Annotated in this window: 15 protein-coding genes and 1 pseudogene; 10 read left to right on the top strand and 6 right to left on the bottom strand. The window is 38.2% G+C overall.

Annotated features, from left to right (window positions below):
- Window positions 1-96: 96 nt before the first annotated feature.
- Window positions 97-648 (bottom strand): TetR/AcrR family transcriptional regulator, encoded by a 552-nt coding sequence (locus POD11_RS14970; protein ID WP_262457821.1) that lies wholly within the window; start codon window positions 646-648, stop codon window positions 97-99.
- A gap of 918 nt (window positions 649-1,566) precedes the next feature.
- Between POD11_RS14970 and POD11_RS14965 the strand changes: the two are divergent.
- Window positions 1,567-2,948 (top strand): annotated as a pseudogene (locus POD11_RS14965) (amidohydrolase).
- A 60-nt stretch (window positions 2,949-3,008) separates the two neighbouring features.
- On the opposite strand, the gene POD11_RS14960 reads toward POD11_RS14965, so the two are convergent.
- Both POD11_RS14960 and POD11_RS14955 read right to left on the bottom strand, forming a co-directional pair.
- On the bottom strand, window positions 3,009-3,467 hold the full coding sequence (locus tag POD11_RS14960; protein ID WP_262457719.1) for a DMT family transporter: 459 nt from the start codon (window positions 3,465-3,467) through the stop codon (window positions 3,009-3,011).
- A gap of 9 nt (window positions 3,468-3,476) precedes the next feature.
- Window positions 3,477-3,911, bottom strand: coding sequence for a DMT family transporter (locus tag POD11_RS14955; protein WP_004792134.1), 435 nt, complete (start codon window positions 3,909-3,911; stop codon window positions 3,477-3,479).
- Between the two features lie 99 nt (window positions 3,912-4,010).
- On the opposite strand from POD11_RS14955, the gene POD11_RS14950 reads away from it, so the two are divergent.
- From POD11_RS14950 to POD11_RS14920, 7 genes are all read left to right on the top strand, one after another.
- The gene (locus POD11_RS14950; protein WP_262457718.1) at window positions 4,011-4,943 is read left to right on the top strand and encodes a LysR family transcriptional regulator; all 933 of its coding nucleotides are present in this window, start codon (window positions 4,011-4,013) and stop codon (window positions 4,941-4,943) included.
- Between the two features lie 430 nt (window positions 4,944-5,373).
- Window positions 5,374-5,799, top strand: a complete 426-nt coding sequence (locus tag POD11_RS14945; RefSeq protein ID WP_239969361.1) for a DUF2231 domain-containing protein — start codon at window positions 5,374-5,376, stop codon at window positions 5,797-5,799.
- Between the two features lie 12 nt (window positions 5,800-5,811).
- Window positions 5,812-7,122: a PQQ-dependent sugar dehydrogenase gene (locus tag POD11_RS14940; protein WP_262457717.1), complete on the top strand. Its 1,311-nt coding sequence runs from the start codon at window positions 5,812-5,814 to the stop codon at window positions 7,120-7,122.
- Window positions 7,123-7,318: 196 nt separating this feature from the next.
- Window positions 7,319-7,888: a TetR/AcrR family transcriptional regulator gene (locus tag POD11_RS14935; protein ID WP_224972240.1), complete on the top strand. Its 570-nt coding sequence runs from the start codon at window positions 7,319-7,321 to the stop codon at window positions 7,886-7,888.
- A gap of 140 nt (window positions 7,889-8,028) precedes the next feature.
- Complete coding sequence (locus POD11_RS14930; RefSeq protein WP_262457715.1) at window positions 8,029-9,048, top strand: MBL fold metallo-hydrolase; 1,020 nt, start codon at window positions 8,029-8,031, stop codon at window positions 9,046-9,048.
- Window positions 9,049-9,246: 198 nt separating this feature from the next.
- On the top strand, window positions 9,247-9,795 hold the full coding sequence (locus POD11_RS14925; protein WP_016145382.1) for an RrF2 family transcriptional regulator: 549 nt from the start codon (window positions 9,247-9,249) through the stop codon (window positions 9,793-9,795).
- 158 nt (window positions 9,796-9,953) lie between these two features.
- Entirely contained in the window at window positions 9,954-11,159 is a 1,206-nt protein-coding gene (locus tag POD11_RS14920; RefSeq protein WP_262457714.1) for an NAD(P)/FAD-dependent oxidoreductase, read from the top strand.
- A 91-nt stretch (window positions 11,160-11,250) separates the two neighbouring features.
- On the opposite strand, the gene POD11_RS14915 is transcribed toward POD11_RS14920, so the two are convergent.
- Window positions 11,251-11,943, bottom strand: a complete 693-nt coding sequence (locus POD11_RS14915; RefSeq protein ID WP_262457713.1) for a type 1 glutamine amidotransferase domain-containing protein — start codon at window positions 11,941-11,943, stop codon at window positions 11,251-11,253.
- Window positions 11,944-12,097: 154 nt separating this feature from the next.
- On the opposite strand from POD11_RS14915, the gene POD11_RS14910 reads away from it, so the two are divergent.
- Entirely contained in the window at window positions 12,098-12,514 is a 417-nt protein-coding gene (locus tag POD11_RS14910; RefSeq protein WP_004792109.1) for a MerR family transcriptional regulator, read from the top strand.
- A 76-nt stretch (window positions 12,515-12,590) separates the two neighbouring features.
- Window positions 12,591-13,397 (top strand): type 1 glutamine amidotransferase domain-containing protein, encoded by an 807-nt coding sequence (locus tag POD11_RS14905; protein WP_262457712.1) that lies wholly within the window; start codon window positions 12,591-12,593, stop codon window positions 13,395-13,397.
- Between the two features lie 65 nt (window positions 13,398-13,462).
- On the opposite strand, the gene POD11_RS14900 is transcribed toward POD11_RS14905, so the two are convergent.
- On the bottom strand, window positions 13,463-14,038 hold the full coding sequence (locus POD11_RS14900) for a dihydrofolate reductase family protein (protein WP_262457710.1): 576 nt from the start codon (window positions 14,036-14,038) through the stop codon (window positions 13,463-13,465).
- A 200-nt stretch (window positions 14,039-14,238) separates the two neighbouring features.
- On the bottom strand, window positions 14,239-15,306 hold the full coding sequence (locus POD11_RS14895; RefSeq protein WP_262457709.1) for a saccharopine dehydrogenase family protein: 1,068 nt from the start codon (window positions 15,304-15,306) through the stop codon (window positions 14,239-14,241).
- Between the last annotated feature and the right edge of the window lie 10 nt (window positions 15,307-15,316).

The raw sequence follows: 15,316 nt of genomic DNA, 5'->3' as shown, positions 1-15,316 counted from the left end.
TAAATATAATAATTTAAAATTTTATTATATGAAATAATTAATTCTCAGTTTCAACTATATTTAATAGCAGAGGTGAGGATAAAAGCTATTAGCGGCTTACCCCCCCAAAAAAAACCTCTCCACCACCACATCCCTCTCCTCCAAACGATTTGAGCTTAAAATCTGAAACATCAAGCCATCAATAAGATTTAAAACCATGTTGGCATCGGGTTTTAGTGTGCTGTTCTCTAAACTAAAAACCAGATCAAAAAGTTCTCGAAGCAGCCATTTTCTATACTCAATTGCCATACGGTAGGCCTGCGGGTAAATCTGTTTAATTTCAAAAATGGCTTTAAGCAATAGATGGTACAGGCTATTAAAATTGACATGTAAAACAATAATCTCTTTGAGTTTATCGCTTGAGGTTCGGTAACGGCTTGAGTAGATAATTGCCAGCACTTCTTCTTTAAGTTTGCTTTTTTGAAAGGATATGCACGTTTCAATAAGGCGTTCTTTTGAATGAAAGTAGTTATAAAAAGTACCTTTAGGTATTTTGGATTTTTTAGCAATGAGGTCCACGCCCGCATTGTGAAATCCATAGGTATTGAACAGTTCTATTGCGGTATGAATAACCTGTAATTTTTTTGAAGATGTTTCTAAAGTTGGCATCGTTTTACCGTTATAAATTCTTGTTGTTTCAAAAGAGATTAAAAAGCCTGTGCCTTCTCTGGGAGAAAAAAAGGCACAGCAAAGCCGTAAAGACTGTGCTTGGCACATCTCAAGTTTTATTGTTGCTAAGTTTTTAATCGAAATAATTTAAAGCCTGAAAAGCCTAACGGCGATCGAGCTGCTTTAAAGTGATTTAAGTTGTGTCGTTATAGACCTTGGCAATGTCTGCCAATAAATGATGAATGTGCAAAGCCGACTCCTTTAAACTTGGAGTTCTGCCAAAACATTATAAATTATGGTGGCAGAACGGAAGCAGGTTGACGGACTGGTTTGAACTCCAGCACACCCGAAGGTGTCCCACTCCCGCCCTACCGCAACGGGAGGGAACGAGGTGTGCACACAAGACTACTCCTCAGAAGAGATAATCCTGATGTGGTTCAAATAACGGTCCGTCAAAACCGACTGGCAATGTAGGCCAGCCCGCAAATGGTAATCTGCAACATTTAAGGTGTCAATGTGAAATTGGCTAGAAAATATTTAATTAATTATTGTTTTTCATCATATTAGGTAATTCAACTTAACATTATATAAAGTAATATTGAACACTGTTTTAGAAGTACAAGCTCTCTTCTCTATTTTTTCAAATGTTATATGAACCAGTTCCACTCCATATCTATAAGTTCAACTTAAGAAAAATACTAAGAAGGACCCGATAATTATTGCTTTCTTTTTAGCAAATAAGCTATTTTACCAACATAAAGTTGTATATACATGTTAGGTTGTGATTATACATTTAACATATGTAAACCGTGTATAGCCATAACGCTAAATACGCTTTATCACAAAATTTAATATTGAGAACTGGGTATATTGACCCTTTGTTCTCCTCTGAATAAGAACTGACTACTGAGGCAAAACATGGATTGTTTATTGAATAAATCTTTTGAAAAGACGGTGAAAGGATTTCATAAATTATTATTGGTGGCACCCCTACTCATTACCGCTCAGACCAGTTTTGCCGATTGGATTAAAGATTCTATTTCTAAAAATGAATCAAAAACAATCCAAATTCGCCATTATATTCATGAACATCCAGAGCTTGGCAACATGGAGTTCAACACTTCAAAATTAGTGCAAAATGAGTTGAAGTCGTATGGTGTCGAAGTTCGAAAAGGTTTTGCCAAAACAGGTGTTATTGGAATCTTAAAAGGCGATCTGCCTGGTCCCGTCATGGCATTAAGAGCCGATATGGATGCCTTACCAATCGAAGAAAAAACAAATTTGAGTTATGCGAGCAAAGTAAAAGCACAATATCAAGGAGAGCTGCAACCCGTAATGCATGCGTGTGGTCATGATGCGCATACGGCTATGCTATTGGGTGCAGCAAAAATATTGGCAGAAAATAAAAATAAACTTGCAGGCACTGTTGTTTTTGTTTTCCAACCCTCCGAAGAAGGAGCTGCTGATTTGGCAGGTTTTAGTCAAGGTGACCAAATTGGTTCGAGAAAGATGATTGCGGTGGTGCACTAAAAAACCCAAAACCTGAAGTTATGTTTGGTATTCACGTCGTTTCTGGTATTCCAAGTGGCAGTATTTTCTATAAAGATGCAGCGATGCTAAATAGTGCCGATGAATTTCGGATTAAACTGACTGGACAACAAGTACATGCTTCTATGCCATGGGCTGGTCGAGATCCGATTATTGCTTCTGCTGCCATTATAAACAATATTCAAACCATGGTTAGTCGCCGCTCTGATCTAACTAAAGGTATGGCCGTGGTGACAGTAGGACATATTTCTGGTGGAACTGCTGCCAACATTATTCCCAAAGAAGTTGATATGGAAGGAACCATTCGTACCAATAGCGAAGACATCCGTCAAAATATTCTTAGGCAATTACCTGAAATGATCACTCATACAGCGCTGGCAAATAATGTTAAAGCAGACATTGAACTTTCGCCCTATGCGCCTGTCACTTATAACAATAAGATGCTCACTCAATTAATTTTACCTACTTTAGAAAATACAGTAGGTAAAAGTCATTTGCATCGAATGGACACCAATGCCAGTGCAAGTGATGACTTTGCACATTATGGCAAGCTTATGCCTGCTCTTTATATCTCACTTGGTGCGACCCCTAAAGATCAAGAAATGACTAAAGCTGCTCCAAACCATAGTCCAGAATTTATTGTAGATGATACGACCTTAAAAACAGGTGTTGAGACTCATGTACGTTTCGTTATGGACTATCCCGCGATTGCCAATCAAGTACAGTCCGCTTGGAAAAATGGCGAGAGATAATAATTAAAATCTGGAAAATCAAGCCATCAATTAGGTTTAAAACTATGATGGCATTGGTTTTTAGGTTTCGATTTGAGTCGTTTTACTACTCGAATAGATAAAATAAAGTGCAATCGCTAAACAGATGAGTGCGCCTAATCGATATGTTGAAAAAGGCAGAATTTCATTGCCAAACCAACCAAAATTATCAATCAACATACTCATTAATAGTTGCCCGAAAATCACCGCAACCGTAGCAACTGCCGCCCCTATTCTTTGTATAGCTAAGACCATAATCACAATATAGGGAACACCACACATTGCGCCAAGCAGTTGCCATTTAGGTACGTCTAGCAGGGTTAATGTTTGTTTTGGCTCAAAGTAAAAAATAAGCAATGCCGTAATTAAAGCGCCTACCGAAAACGTCAAAAATGCACTACGAAATACGCCAACTTTACTACCAAGCTGACCATTAATTGCGGCTTGAACACTTAAAAGCGCACCGCCGATAACAGCCAATAAAATCATGAATATTGTCATATTATCCTCTTATGCTTTTGCGACTAATGAAAGTGCAACCACAATAAAAACAAGCGCAAGCACACGCTTACGGTCTACTTTTCTATGCGGAGTTCCGAGTAGTCCATAGTGATCAATAATAAGGCTCTTAAAAACTTGACCCGCCAAAATCCCAATCATGGTCATGGCAATGCCAATAATCGGCGCAGTAATGGTGAGAATAATGACGTAGATGGGACCAATAACACCTCCCAATAACTGCCAAGATGGAAGGGTAAAAAATGAAGGGCTGTTACGTGGGCTAAAAAACAGCATTAATAAAAAAGTAAGGGCTGCCCCTACGCCAAAAATACTAAAAGTGGCCCACAACTCCCCGACTTCTGTACCTAATGGCCCTAAAAGCCCTGCCTCTACGGATAGCCCCATTCCACCCAAAATGGTAAGGAACAGTAATAGAATTTGCATAAAACATTGTCTCATTTTATTTAGACAACGAATGTTAGAGTAGTCAATTCAATAGAAAAACAGCATAATTCATGAATCACTTTTGCAGAAATTGCACAGATGAATTTAACCAATTCGATTGATATTCGTACCCTTCGCTTTTTTATCAGTGTATATAATGCTCAAAACTTCTCTATTGTGGCGAGAAAAGAAGATGTGTCGTCATCGATGATTTCTCGGACCATTCAACAGTTAGAAGATGCGTTGGGGCAACAACTTTTCTATCGAAATACGCGAGCCATCACTCCGACCGAATCGGGTAAATTATTTTTTGAATATGCCAAAAGAATTACAGAGCAATTTGATGAAGCTCAAAAGGCGTTGCAAGATAAAACAATAGAACCCTCTGGACTGGTCCGAATTAATGCACCCGTATTTTTTGGTCAACGGCATATTGCCCCTTGGTTAGCGGGTTTATCAGAACGTTATCCAAGGCTTTTAATAGAACTCATTCAGACAGACGAATTTATAGATCCTCTTCGGGATAGTACCGATTTAATTTTTCGTATTGGAACCCTGACAGATTCATCATTTCATGCACGTATTTTCGGCACACAAAAATATCATTTGGCAGCCTCGCCTAGCTACATTGCTAAATACGGCGCGCTTGATCATCCTAAACAACTCAATGACCATAAATGCTTAGTCTATAAAGGGTTTGAAGGTCCTAATCGTTGGTTAGTGAGAAAACCCAATGAGGAATGGATACATTATCCAATTGTGCCCTTACTTGCTTCAAATAATGCTGAAAGCTTAATGATGGCTGCACTCCATGGAATGGGAATTGTTTTATTTCCTGACTGGTTAATTGGTGAGGCTTTAAAGAATGGCAAATTAATCAAACTTTTACCGCAATATGAATCTTCTATTAAATCGCAACCACAGCACATCGCAGCAATTTATCCGAATGTGCGTCATCCGCCTTTAAATATTCGGGTAATTATTGATTATTTTTCTGAGGTCTATGGTGAAACACCTTATTGGCAGGATTAAAATAGCTAAAACCAAGTTTTATTTTAAATTATTTAAAAAAACAAAAAAGTACAAAACTTGAAACATCATTTTTAAAACAATTATTTTTTGTTTTAAATAAATTAATCTAATAAGCACTTAAAATATTATTATATAATATATTTATAAGTATAAATAAGGAATATAAATCATAAAAATTTATTTTTAATAAGAATTTTTTCATAAATTAAATTAATGAAAAACATTTAAAGTTAAAAAATTAAATCAAAAAAAACATTAAGTTAACCTCATAAAAACCTATAAAAAACTTTATATTATATTAACACGCCACTATTTCAACCAGATAATAAATTAAAGTAATTCACTAAATTGACATTACAAAAAACAAACATCCAAAATTTTTATATAAATATATAAAAATAACACTCTTTTTATAAAAAAAGGATGGATTATGAAAATAGTAAGATCAAGAAATGGAGTGCTTTATACCCTTTATTCATTATTAAACCCCATTCCATTTGGTTTCTTCGTCGGGGCTTTAATTTTTGATATTACTTATAAAAATACAGGCGAAATATTATGGGCCAATGCAGCGAGTTGGCTGGTTGTACTTGGACTCATCATTGCCATTATTCCCCGTTTAATTAATTTATTTTATGTGTGGTTTCGTCCAATACAAAATATCAGGAAAGTTGAAATCACAGGGTTTTTTCTCTACGGTTTTGCCATAGTAAGCGGAATTTTTAATGCTTTTATACATAGTAGAGATGCGTATGGGATTGTTCCTGCTAACGTAATTCTTTCTTTCATTACTGTTTTATTAATTGGTCTTTATTACATATTTGAATCAACTGCTAGAAATGATGTAGAAGATTAATAGGAAGGGAATATGAAAACTATCTATAAAAAAACCACATTATTTTTTTTAATGAACTTAGCCCTATTTGGATGCAGTAGAGAAAATGTTATTGATCTTGATAAACAATATGGTGCAAATCCTGAGTTACCAGAAGCCCAAAATTATTTAGTTCCTCCTATGAAAGTTCCACGAGGAGTGGGTTGGGCAGAAAATCAAAAACCTGTTGTGGCTCAAGGGTTAAAAATTGAAAAAATTGCCGATAAATTATTACACCCAAGACAGCTTTACACACTTCCAAATGGCGATATTTTAGTTGTTGAATCGAATAGCCCTGGTGAAGCACCGACTACGACACCGAAACAGCTTATTGCAAATAAAGTTAAAGGCCTTTCCGGAAAAGGTGGGAAAGGTGGCAACCAAATAACCTTGCTAAGACCAACTGAAACAGGTGAATGGAAGCGATATGTTTTCCTTAAAAACCTCTACTCTCCTTTTGGTGTACAGCTCATTGGTGACTCTTTATACGTTGCTAATACAAACAACATTACTAAATATCATTATGTAGACGGCTCAACGTCCATTAATGAAACGGGAACGGTTCTATCAGATTTACCAGACACGATTAATCACCATTGGACAAAATCTTTAGTCGCTAGTAAAGATGGAACCAAGCTATATGTTGGCGTTGGTTCGAATAGTAATATTGGTGAAAAAGGTTTAGCTGTTGAATATCGCCGAGCAACTGTACTTGAAGTTGATGTACTTACTGGTGCTAGTCGTATCTATGCAAGTGGTATACGAAACCCAACAGGTTTACAAATAGAACCTGAAACCAATCAACTTTTTGCCATAGTAAATGAACGAGATGAAATTGGTGGAAGTTTAGTCCCTGACTATTTAACTGCTGTACAAGATAAAGGTTTCTATGGGTGGCCTTATAGTTATTTTGGTCAGCATTTAGATACACGTGTAAAACAACAACGCCCAGATTTGGTTAAAAAAGCGATTAAGCCAGATTATTCATTAGGCTCGCATGTCGCACCTTTAGGTTTATGGTTTGCATCGGAAACAACAAATCTTGGCGATCAATTTAAAAAAGGTGCTTTTGTAAGTAATCATGGTAGTTGGAATAGAACTCCCTTAAATGGTTACAACGTAGTGTTCATCCCATTTATAAATGGAAAACCAACAGGAATACCTAAGACTGTAGTGAGTGGTTTTTACTCTCAAGATCAAAAGAGTTTGTATGGTGCACCTGTAGGCCTCACACAAGATCGCTCAGGAGCTTTACTGGTTGCAGATGATGTTGGGAATGCGATCTGGCGAGTAAGTATTCAATAAATACTCATTTAGTATAACTTTGCATGCTCAAACTTAAGTTGGCTTTCATTATTTTTTAATTGATTGGCAGCTTAAATTTGAGCTGTTCTTTTGAGAACAGAAACTTTAAAGAATAGACATAAATATTTTCATATTTTCTTGCTCTCTCTTTATTTTTATGTATGATTGAGTAATCACTCAATTAATATGTTTGTATATGGCTCGTCCTCGTAGTGAAGATAAACGTAATGCAATTTTAAGCGCTGCTATTGAAACATTAGCTGAGCTTGGCGAGCGTGCATCTACCTCAAAAATTGCTAAAGTTGCTGGCGTGGCAGAAGGAACTTTATTTACCTATTTTAGTAATAAAGAAGAACTGCTGAACCAGTTATACCTTTCACTAAAGGCCGAACTGCGTCAGGTCATGATGCTTGGTTACCCTGCCGATTCTGACTTACAAACACAAATGTCGCATATCTGGCAAAGCTATTTGGACTGGAGTTTAGAAGCTCCTCTGAAACGAAAAGTGATGGCGCAGCTTTCAACCTCAGAACAAATTACTGAGCAAAGCAAACAAATTGGCATGCAAACCTTTTGTGACCTCACCCAAAACATTCAAGAAAGAATTAACGATGGCAAATTAAGAGATTATCCACCGTTATTTATTGCTTCAATTTTAGGTGCGCTTGCAGAAGTTACACTTAATTTTATTGCCCAAGACCCTTCTCAAACCGAGCGTTATCGTAAATCTGGTTTTGAAGCGTTTTGGCATGCAGTTTCAATATAGATAAAAGTTAAGGATGCACGGCGTCCTTATTTTTAAACCAATTAATGAGTGAGTAAATACTCATTTAAATAAATCAAAATAAGCACTTAGCCCAAGTTCTTATTTGCACATATAGGTTTGTTCCAATAAGGAAAAACAAGATGACTATTTCAAACACAACAGACTTACCTTATCCCTTAATGCCATCACAGCAACACAATGGCAAATTTAGAAATACGCGTCCAAACCAACACAAGCCTTCCTTTGGCAAAACGCTCCAACTTATGTGGAAGTTTTTATTTAACAAACCAAAAGACACCGTTCCAAACAGAGAAATTCCTGTTTTAAGTTTATCGAAAGAACAACTGTTGAGTGCAGCCGACCGCTCTCTATTTCGTTTGGGCCACTCAACTATCTTGTTAAAACTGCAAAATGAATTTTGGTTAACCGACCCAGTTTTTTCAGAGCGTGCCTCACCTTTTCAATGGCTTGGACCAAAACGTTTTCACCAACCACCTATTAACATTGCCGACTTACCGCCCATCAAAGGTGTGATTTTGTCGCATAACCACTACGACCACCTCGACTACCATGCAGTGATGCAACTTAATGATAAAGTCGAGCATTTCTTAACGCCACTTGGCGTGGGTGACACACTCATTAAATGGGGAATTCCAGCAGAAAAAGTTCAGCAACTCGACTGGTGGGACACCACACATGTAGATGGACTTGAACTGGTTGCTACCCCTGCCCATCATTTTTCAGGCCGTGGTGTGGGCGATAGCAATGCGACGCTTTGGGCTTCGTGGGTGATTATTGATAATGACTTACGTGTATTTTTCAGCGGTGACACAGGCTATTTTGATGGGTTTAAAGAGATTGGACATCGCTATGGCCCCTTCGATCTCACCATGTTAGAAACAGGTGCTTATGACCCTGAATGGCCAGATGTTCATATGCAACCCGAGCAAACGCTGCAAGCACATATCGATTTAAAAGGACGTCATTTGTTGCCTATACACAATGGTACTTTTGACTTGGCACTTCATGCTTGGGACGACCCGTTTGAACGTATCGTCGCTTTGGCTCAACAAAACGAGTTAGCGATTAGTACACCTCAAATGGGTGAACTCTTAAACTTAAACGAGCCAAATGTTGAAAATTATTGGTGGCGTTCGTAAGTTTTTTCAATATTTTTTAAATTATTTATTGTCCCTAAATTTACTTTAAAGATATTTAAATTCAGATATATATCGCCTATTTATCCTCTCTATAACAATTCCAAATAAAACTAAGACTAACTTTGTCTTAGTTTTATTATTGACTTAAAACACAGACTACATTAGTCTGTGTTTGTAATTGATCAATTATGAAATTAAATGGCTTATATCACTAGTAGCGTCGAGTATGCGATTCACTGTCTTCTTTTTCTTGTGAATAATGAGGACAAACCTTTGAGTAGTAAGGATCTTGCTGAATTACAAGGAGTTTCTCCAAGTTTCATGGCCAAGATTTTTCCTAAACTTGAAAAGGCTGGACTTGTTGTAGCACAAGAAGGTGTTCGCGGCGGATATTTACTGGCTCGCTCTGCGCACGAAATTAGTTTTTTAGATATCGTGAATGCAATTGAGGGTGAAAAACCGCTTTTTGAGTGTCAAGAAGTCCGTGGAAAATGTGCAGTCTTTAACAATGCCCCACCAGATTGGGCAACCAGTGGTGTGTGCGCAGTACATGCAGTCATGCTACAGGCTGAAAAAGCCATGCGAGACGCTTTAGGTGCTCATACACTTGGCGATATTGCAGACCGTTTTGGCCGTTATGCACCCGACGTATTTTTTAGTGATGTAAATGGTTGGATCAGTGAACGCATTGAAGGAAGAACAGCAAAAATGCGAAAAAGTAAAATATCACGGGATACGCCCGACTAATAAGCTGATAGGGCTCCGCGCCCTAAAGTAAACTCCCCCTAATCCTTTTTAAACGCCTTCTCAGATTTTTTCGGACAATCAGAGAATGGATTCGCTCACCCTAAATTTTGTGATGAGCTGGAATGTGTTGTCCGAAAACTTATCAAAAGGATAATCAAATGAGTAAACGTATTATTATTGCAGGTTCTGGCTTTGCTGGTTTATGGGCTGCACTTGCTGCACGACGGGCAATTCACTTAGCATCGCAAGAACAAAACATTGAAGTGGTAATGGTTTCCCCTAGTCCAAATGTGGATATTCGTCCTCGTCTTTATGAAGCTGTACTTGAAAATATGTACCCTGATATTTCAGAAGTATTAAGCGTAGTTGATGTTAAATATGTAGCTGGCTGGGTAAATGAAATTGATGCTGCTGCCCAAAATCTTGTGATTACCACAACTCAGGGCGATAAACAGACTTTAAGCTATGACCGTTTTATTCTGGCAACTGGAAGCACCACATTTATGCCACCAATACCAGGTCTTACCGAGTATGGATTTAGCGTAAGCACATTAGAAGATGCCGAAAAACTAGACCAGCACCTTAAAAACTTAGCCCATAAACCTGCAAATGCAGCTCGTAATACTGTAGTTGTTGCTGGTGGCGGCCTGACTGGGCTTGAAACAGTGACTGAAATGCCTGAGCGTCTGCGTAATATTTTAGGTGAAACTGATATTCGTGTGGTTTTAGTCGATTCATCCGCAGAAATTGGTGCAGCCTTGGGTAACGAAGCTGCGGCTGTCATTCGTGAAGCTATCGAGGAACTTGGTGTTGAAGGTAAAGCTGAGCTACGCGTTACTGCACTTGATGCTTCTGGCGTAACTCTTTCTAACGGCGAAAGAATTGAAGCAGAGACGGTTATTTGGACTGCGGGCATGCGAGCGAACTCGCTTACCTCTCAAATTGCAGGTGAAAAAGATAATTTAGGCCGTATTTTAGGTGATGCTTATTTACATGCACCTGAGGCAAAAAATATTTTTGTGACGGGTGATACGGTAAAAGTTCCAACCGACGATTTAGGTAATTTTAACGTGATGTCATGTCAGCATGCGATGAGCCTAGGCCGTGTAGCTGGTTACAATGCTGCCGCAGAATTGGTTGATTTACCATTACATGCCTATAGCCAACCAAAGTATGTGACTTGTGTTGACTTAGGCCCATGGGGCGCACTTTATACTGAAGGATGGGATCGAAAAGTTCAGTTTGTACGTGAAGAGGCGAAAAAAATTAAACAAGAAATTAATACGGTCTGGATTTATCCACCAGTTGCAGATCGTGAAGCAATTTTTGCAATCGCAAACCCTGATTTTGTGATTGTCCCTTAATATTAGTTTTCTAGAACAACTACTTATTTAGATACCCTAAAAGCAAAGCCGTTGCTGGTTTTGCTTTTAGGTTTTTTTTTGAGTCATTAAATTATGAATTTTCTAACTCTTCTATTATCGCTAAAGCTGTTTTTTTAGCAGAAAACGGGTTCTGTCCTGTAATTAAATTGCCGTCTTGAACTACATGTGGTGCAAATGGAATAAAGGCCTTATCATAATGTGCACCATATTCTTTAGCTAACTCTTCAGCATTGTATGGGACCTTTTTCGCAACCCCTGCCAAAACCTCTTCACTCCATGCAAAGCCAGTTAACTTTTTGTCTTTTATCAGTCGTTCGCCATTTGAAAGCCTTACATTGAGTAAGCCGCAATACCCATGACAAACACTCGAAACAATGCCACCCTTTTCATAAATATTTTTAGTGATTTCTTGCAGTTCAGGATTATCTAAAAAATCCCACATGACACCGTGACCGCCTGTGTAATAGATCACATCATAATCTTGCCAATTAATATCGGAAGGCTTAAAAGTATTGGCCAATAAAGTCATAAAAGCTTGATCATCTTCCCTCGCTTTTACAGACTTGTCAGAAACCAAAGCTCCTAATGATTTTGGTTCAATCGGAGTTTTTCCGCCATTGGGACTAACAATATCTTGTATATAGCCTTGCTTTTCAAATTCGTCATAGGCATGGGTAAGCTCGCCTAGCCACAGCCCTGTTGGTTCATCGATATCTTTATAGCGTGAAACATTGGTCACGACGTGTAATATACGTTTAGACATTTCATCACCTCATTTTCATATTTATAATTTTATCTTTCATCTATCAAAACATAGAAAGCTGTTACTGAAAGTTTGTGCTTGGTAAAGTTATGAACCTTGCTTTTACATGACTATAAGTCTAAAGTTAACTTGAATGTCAATAGAGTATGTGGCTATGAATATTAGCGAGTTATCTAAACTAAGCGGTTTAAGTACCCCTACAATTCGTTACTACGAGCAAATCAAACTCTTGCCTAAAGCCAAAAGAAAATCAAATGGCTACCGCGAATATACCGACAACGATTTAAAGCAACTTTCTTTAATTCAGCAAGCCCAGCAAGTTGGATTTTCTTTAGCAGAAATTAAAGCCTTTCTCCCTTCTAAAGTGAGTAGTTGGAACCATGACGCACTCATCCAAACACTTGAATCAAAAATTCAAGAAATTGAACTTTTAGAACAAAAACTAAAAGTGAGTAAGCAAAATTTACGAACCATGGTTGAAGCGATTAATAACAAACCAGATGAAATTACTTGCGAAGAAAATGCAGAACGACTCATGAATCTCTATTACGACAAAGCGAAAACACCGTAATTTTTTAAAGAACTATTGACCTTAAAGTACACTTCAAACATACGATGGTTCACAGGTGATAGATGAGGAACCTGTGATGTTTAAAGTTTGGGATTTTCAGCGTTGGTTAACCATAATTTTTGCTATTTTTTTGACTGCCAATGTGACACATGCTGCAGAGTCAGTTAAGACTCAAAGCCCTGCTAAAGCAAATGGAAAAATTTTAGTCGTGATGACCAATCACTCGGCTTACCCTTCCCGTTCGGATAAAACAGGACTTTGGCTAACAGAGCTCACTCATTTTTATGATGTCGCTTTGGCTGCTGTCTATGATATGGATTTTGTAAGTCCTTTAGGTGGTCAGGTTCCACTGGATGAACGTAGCTTAAAGTCTATTTATTTAGACAAATCAGCACGAGATCATTTAGCTGACTCAGCGTTTATGCAGCGGTTAAAAACAACGTTAGCTCCGAGCGCGATTAATCCTACCCAGTATAAAGCCATTTACTATACTGGTGGCCACGGCACCATGTGGGATTTCCCGACCAATAAAGCCTTGCAAAACATTAGCGAACAGATCTATCGCCAAGGAGGGATCGTTTCAGCAGTATGTCACGGCGTAGGTGGTTTATTACCTTTGCAGGATGAAAATGGCAAACCTTTAATTGCAGATAGAACCGTTACGGGTTTCGCGAATATTGAAGAAACGCTGTCGGGTATTAAGTCTCAAGTTCCTTTTTCACTACAAAATGGACTCATTGAACGTGGAGCAAAATATAAACAAGCATTTGTTCCATTTACCTCATATGTAGTTTCGGACGACAGAATTATTACGGGACAAAACCCTCAGTCGAGTAAAGAAATTGCCGAGGCAGTTGTTAAGCGTTTAAGTAGCATTCAATAAATCTAAAAAGACGAATTACAGCCCTATTCTGTAATTCGTCTTTTTCATATAAATACTATAAAAAATCAGCCAATTTTTTGATAGTGAAGGCCTATTGCACCTGAAGCAAACGTTTTATTTTCAATAAGTTTAAGATTAGTCTTTTCTTGAATACCTTGGAATAGTGACAAGCCACTACCAATCAGCACAGGCGAAACCGTAATTTTGTATTCATCAATTAAACCAAGTTGCATCAGGTAATGCGCAAAGCGAGGACTCCCCAGAATCACCATATCCTTGCCCTGTTCTTGTTTGAGTCTATTAATTTCTTCCTCGACATGATCTTTCACAAGTCTGGAGTTATTCCATTCAACTTTATCTAAGGTTGTAGAAAAAATAATTTTTTCTGTCTTTTCAATCCATTTTGCATGGTTGCGTTCGTGTTCTGAAGCGTCTGGGTTTGAAAGCATAGATGGCCAGTAATTATGCATCATCTGGTAAGTCGCACGTCCCCAAATCACCGTATCGGCAGTGCTCAAAACTTCTTTGGCATGATTTGCTAAGTCGGCGTCGTAAGCAATCCAACCTATGTCCATTGCCCCATTTGGACCCTCCACAAAACTATCAAGCGATGCATGTAGAAATAGTATGAGTTTTCTCATTATTCTCATTCCTTTGTTATGAAAAATATTTATCGCTTTTTAGTATATTCAATTTGAATTATTTCTTATGGAGTGTTTTGTTTGCTGTTTTTCTTTCATCTATATAAAACTATATTTAATTGAAATATTTAAAAATAACCCGAACAAGAATGACTCCTTGTTCGGGACTATTTATAAACACGCTGTTTTAATAAAGGCTTTTAATTAATGACCAGCGGACCCGAACCCGGCAGCTCAGTCACTAGCCTATAACCCATCAGTTTTGCAGGTGTATATGTACCGCCTTTAACGGTATTTTTGAGTAAATAATTCACTACAGTCAGAGAGCCATTTACGGTAAGGCTATAAGCATTTTCTGTTTGGATACGGGCGGTTTTTATTTCCCCACGTGAGTTTCTCGCTTCACCCCACACATAGGTCGGTACTTTCGCACGGAGTTCCTCATTTGGCCCAACGACCGTTTTTTCAATACGAGACTTAATAAACTTCTGCACAGCTTTCAGTTTTAATACTGGGCGTACATAGTTCATCATTTTCGCGCCCATAATCATTTTGGGAAATGCAGGTACAAACACTTCAATGTTTGGAATACCTGTAGTATAGAACGCTGTAGATACGTCTCCCCACGGCACGCTCATAGCACTTTTTTTACCGTCACCAAAATCAATAGTTCGGACGTAGTGCGCTAATGGAACTGTAGTAATTTTTCCATTTTTACGAATTTTTCCACCCTCTGCCATACCTTCTGTACTGGTTTTGGCAGTACCCGGTGAAAGTCCTGTTCTTGAGTCGAAACCAAGTGCTAAATGAGTCGCATCTGGCAGTGCTTCTTTCAAGGCAGCTGCCACACAGTCTGTCGGAATCACATCGAAACCAACACCCGGACAAAGCACGATATCAGCTTTTTCGGCTTGGCTGTTAAGTGATTGTGCCAATTCAAATACCGCAATTTCACCAGTAATATCGAGATAGTGAGCACCTGCTTTTATACAAGCTTCTATCATGGGTTTCGAGGTCGCTGAAAATGGTCCTGCGCAGTGCATGACCAATTTAAAGCCTTTGAGTTGCTCACTTACTGCATCTACGTTATCAAGCCCAAAAGCCTTATAGTTGAGCCCCAACTCTTGAGCGAGTGTTTCAACCTTGGCTTTGTTACGACCAGCCAAAGTTGGTTTTAGACCTTGGCGTACAGCTTCACGAGCGATTAACTCACCCGTGTAGCCATTTGCTCCATAGATTATCCAATTTGAATCGTTAGGATTTGTCATAACACTACTC

This window comes from Acinetobacter sp. P1(2023), assembly GCF_028367635.1.
GTDB classification, from domain to species: Bacteria; Pseudomonadota; Gammaproteobacteria; order Pseudomonadales; family Moraxellaceae; genus Acinetobacter; species Acinetobacter pittii_E.
This window is presented reverse-complemented; position numbering and strand designations above follow the sequence as displayed.

Excerpts from the sequence above, each read along its gene's own strand:
- POD11_RS14970 (WP_262457821.1), bottom strand. The coding sequence starts at position 648 with ATGCCAACTTTAGAAACATCTTCAAAAAAATTACAGGTTATTCATACC.
- POD11_RS14960 (WP_262457719.1), bottom strand. The coding sequence starts at position 3,467 with ATGACAATATTCATGATTTTATTGGCTGTTATCGGCGGTGCGCTTTTA.
- POD11_RS14955 (WP_004792134.1), bottom strand. The coding sequence starts at position 3,911 with ATGCAAATTCTATTACTGTTCCTTACCATTTTGGGTGGAATGGGGCTA.
- POD11_RS14950 (WP_262457718.1), top strand. The coding sequence starts at position 4,011 with ATGAATTTAACCAATTCGATTGATATTCGTACCCTTCGCTTTTTTATC.
- POD11_RS14945 (WP_239969361.1), top strand. The coding sequence starts at position 5,374 with ATGAAAATAGTAAGATCAAGAAATGGAGTGCTTTATACCCTTTATTCA.
- POD11_RS14940 (WP_262457717.1), top strand. The coding sequence starts at position 5,812 with ATGAAAACTATCTATAAAAAAACCACATTATTTTTTTTAATGAACTTA.
- POD11_RS14935 (WP_224972240.1), top strand. The coding sequence starts at position 7,319 with ATGGCTCGTCCTCGTAGTGAAGATAAACGTAATGCAATTTTAAGCGCT.
- POD11_RS14930 (WP_262457715.1), top strand. The coding sequence starts at position 8,029 with ATGACTATTTCAAACACAACAGACTTACCTTATCCCTTAATGCCATCA.
- POD11_RS14925 (WP_016145382.1), top strand. The coding sequence starts at position 9,247 with ATGGCTTATATCACTAGTAGCGTCGAGTATGCGATTCACTGTCTTCTT.
- POD11_RS14920 (WP_262457714.1), top strand. The coding sequence starts at position 9,954 with ATGAGTAAACGTATTATTATTGCAGGTTCTGGCTTTGCTGGTTTATGG.
- POD11_RS14915 (WP_262457713.1), bottom strand. The coding sequence starts at position 11,943 with ATGTCTAAACGTATATTACACGTCGTGACCAATGTTTCACGCTATAAA.
- POD11_RS14910 (WP_004792109.1), top strand. The coding sequence starts at position 12,098 with ATGAATATTAGCGAGTTATCTAAACTAAGCGGTTTAAGTACCCCTACA.
- POD11_RS14905 (WP_262457712.1), top strand. The coding sequence starts at position 12,591 with ATGTTTAAAGTTTGGGATTTTCAGCGTTGGTTAACCATAATTTTTGCT.
- POD11_RS14900 (WP_262457710.1), bottom strand. The coding sequence starts at position 14,038 with ATGAGAAAACTCATACTATTTCTACATGCATCGCTTGATAGTTTTGTG.
- POD11_RS14895 (WP_262457709.1), bottom strand. The coding sequence starts at position 15,306 with ATGACAAATCCTAACGATTCAAATTGGATAATCTATGGAGCAAATGGC.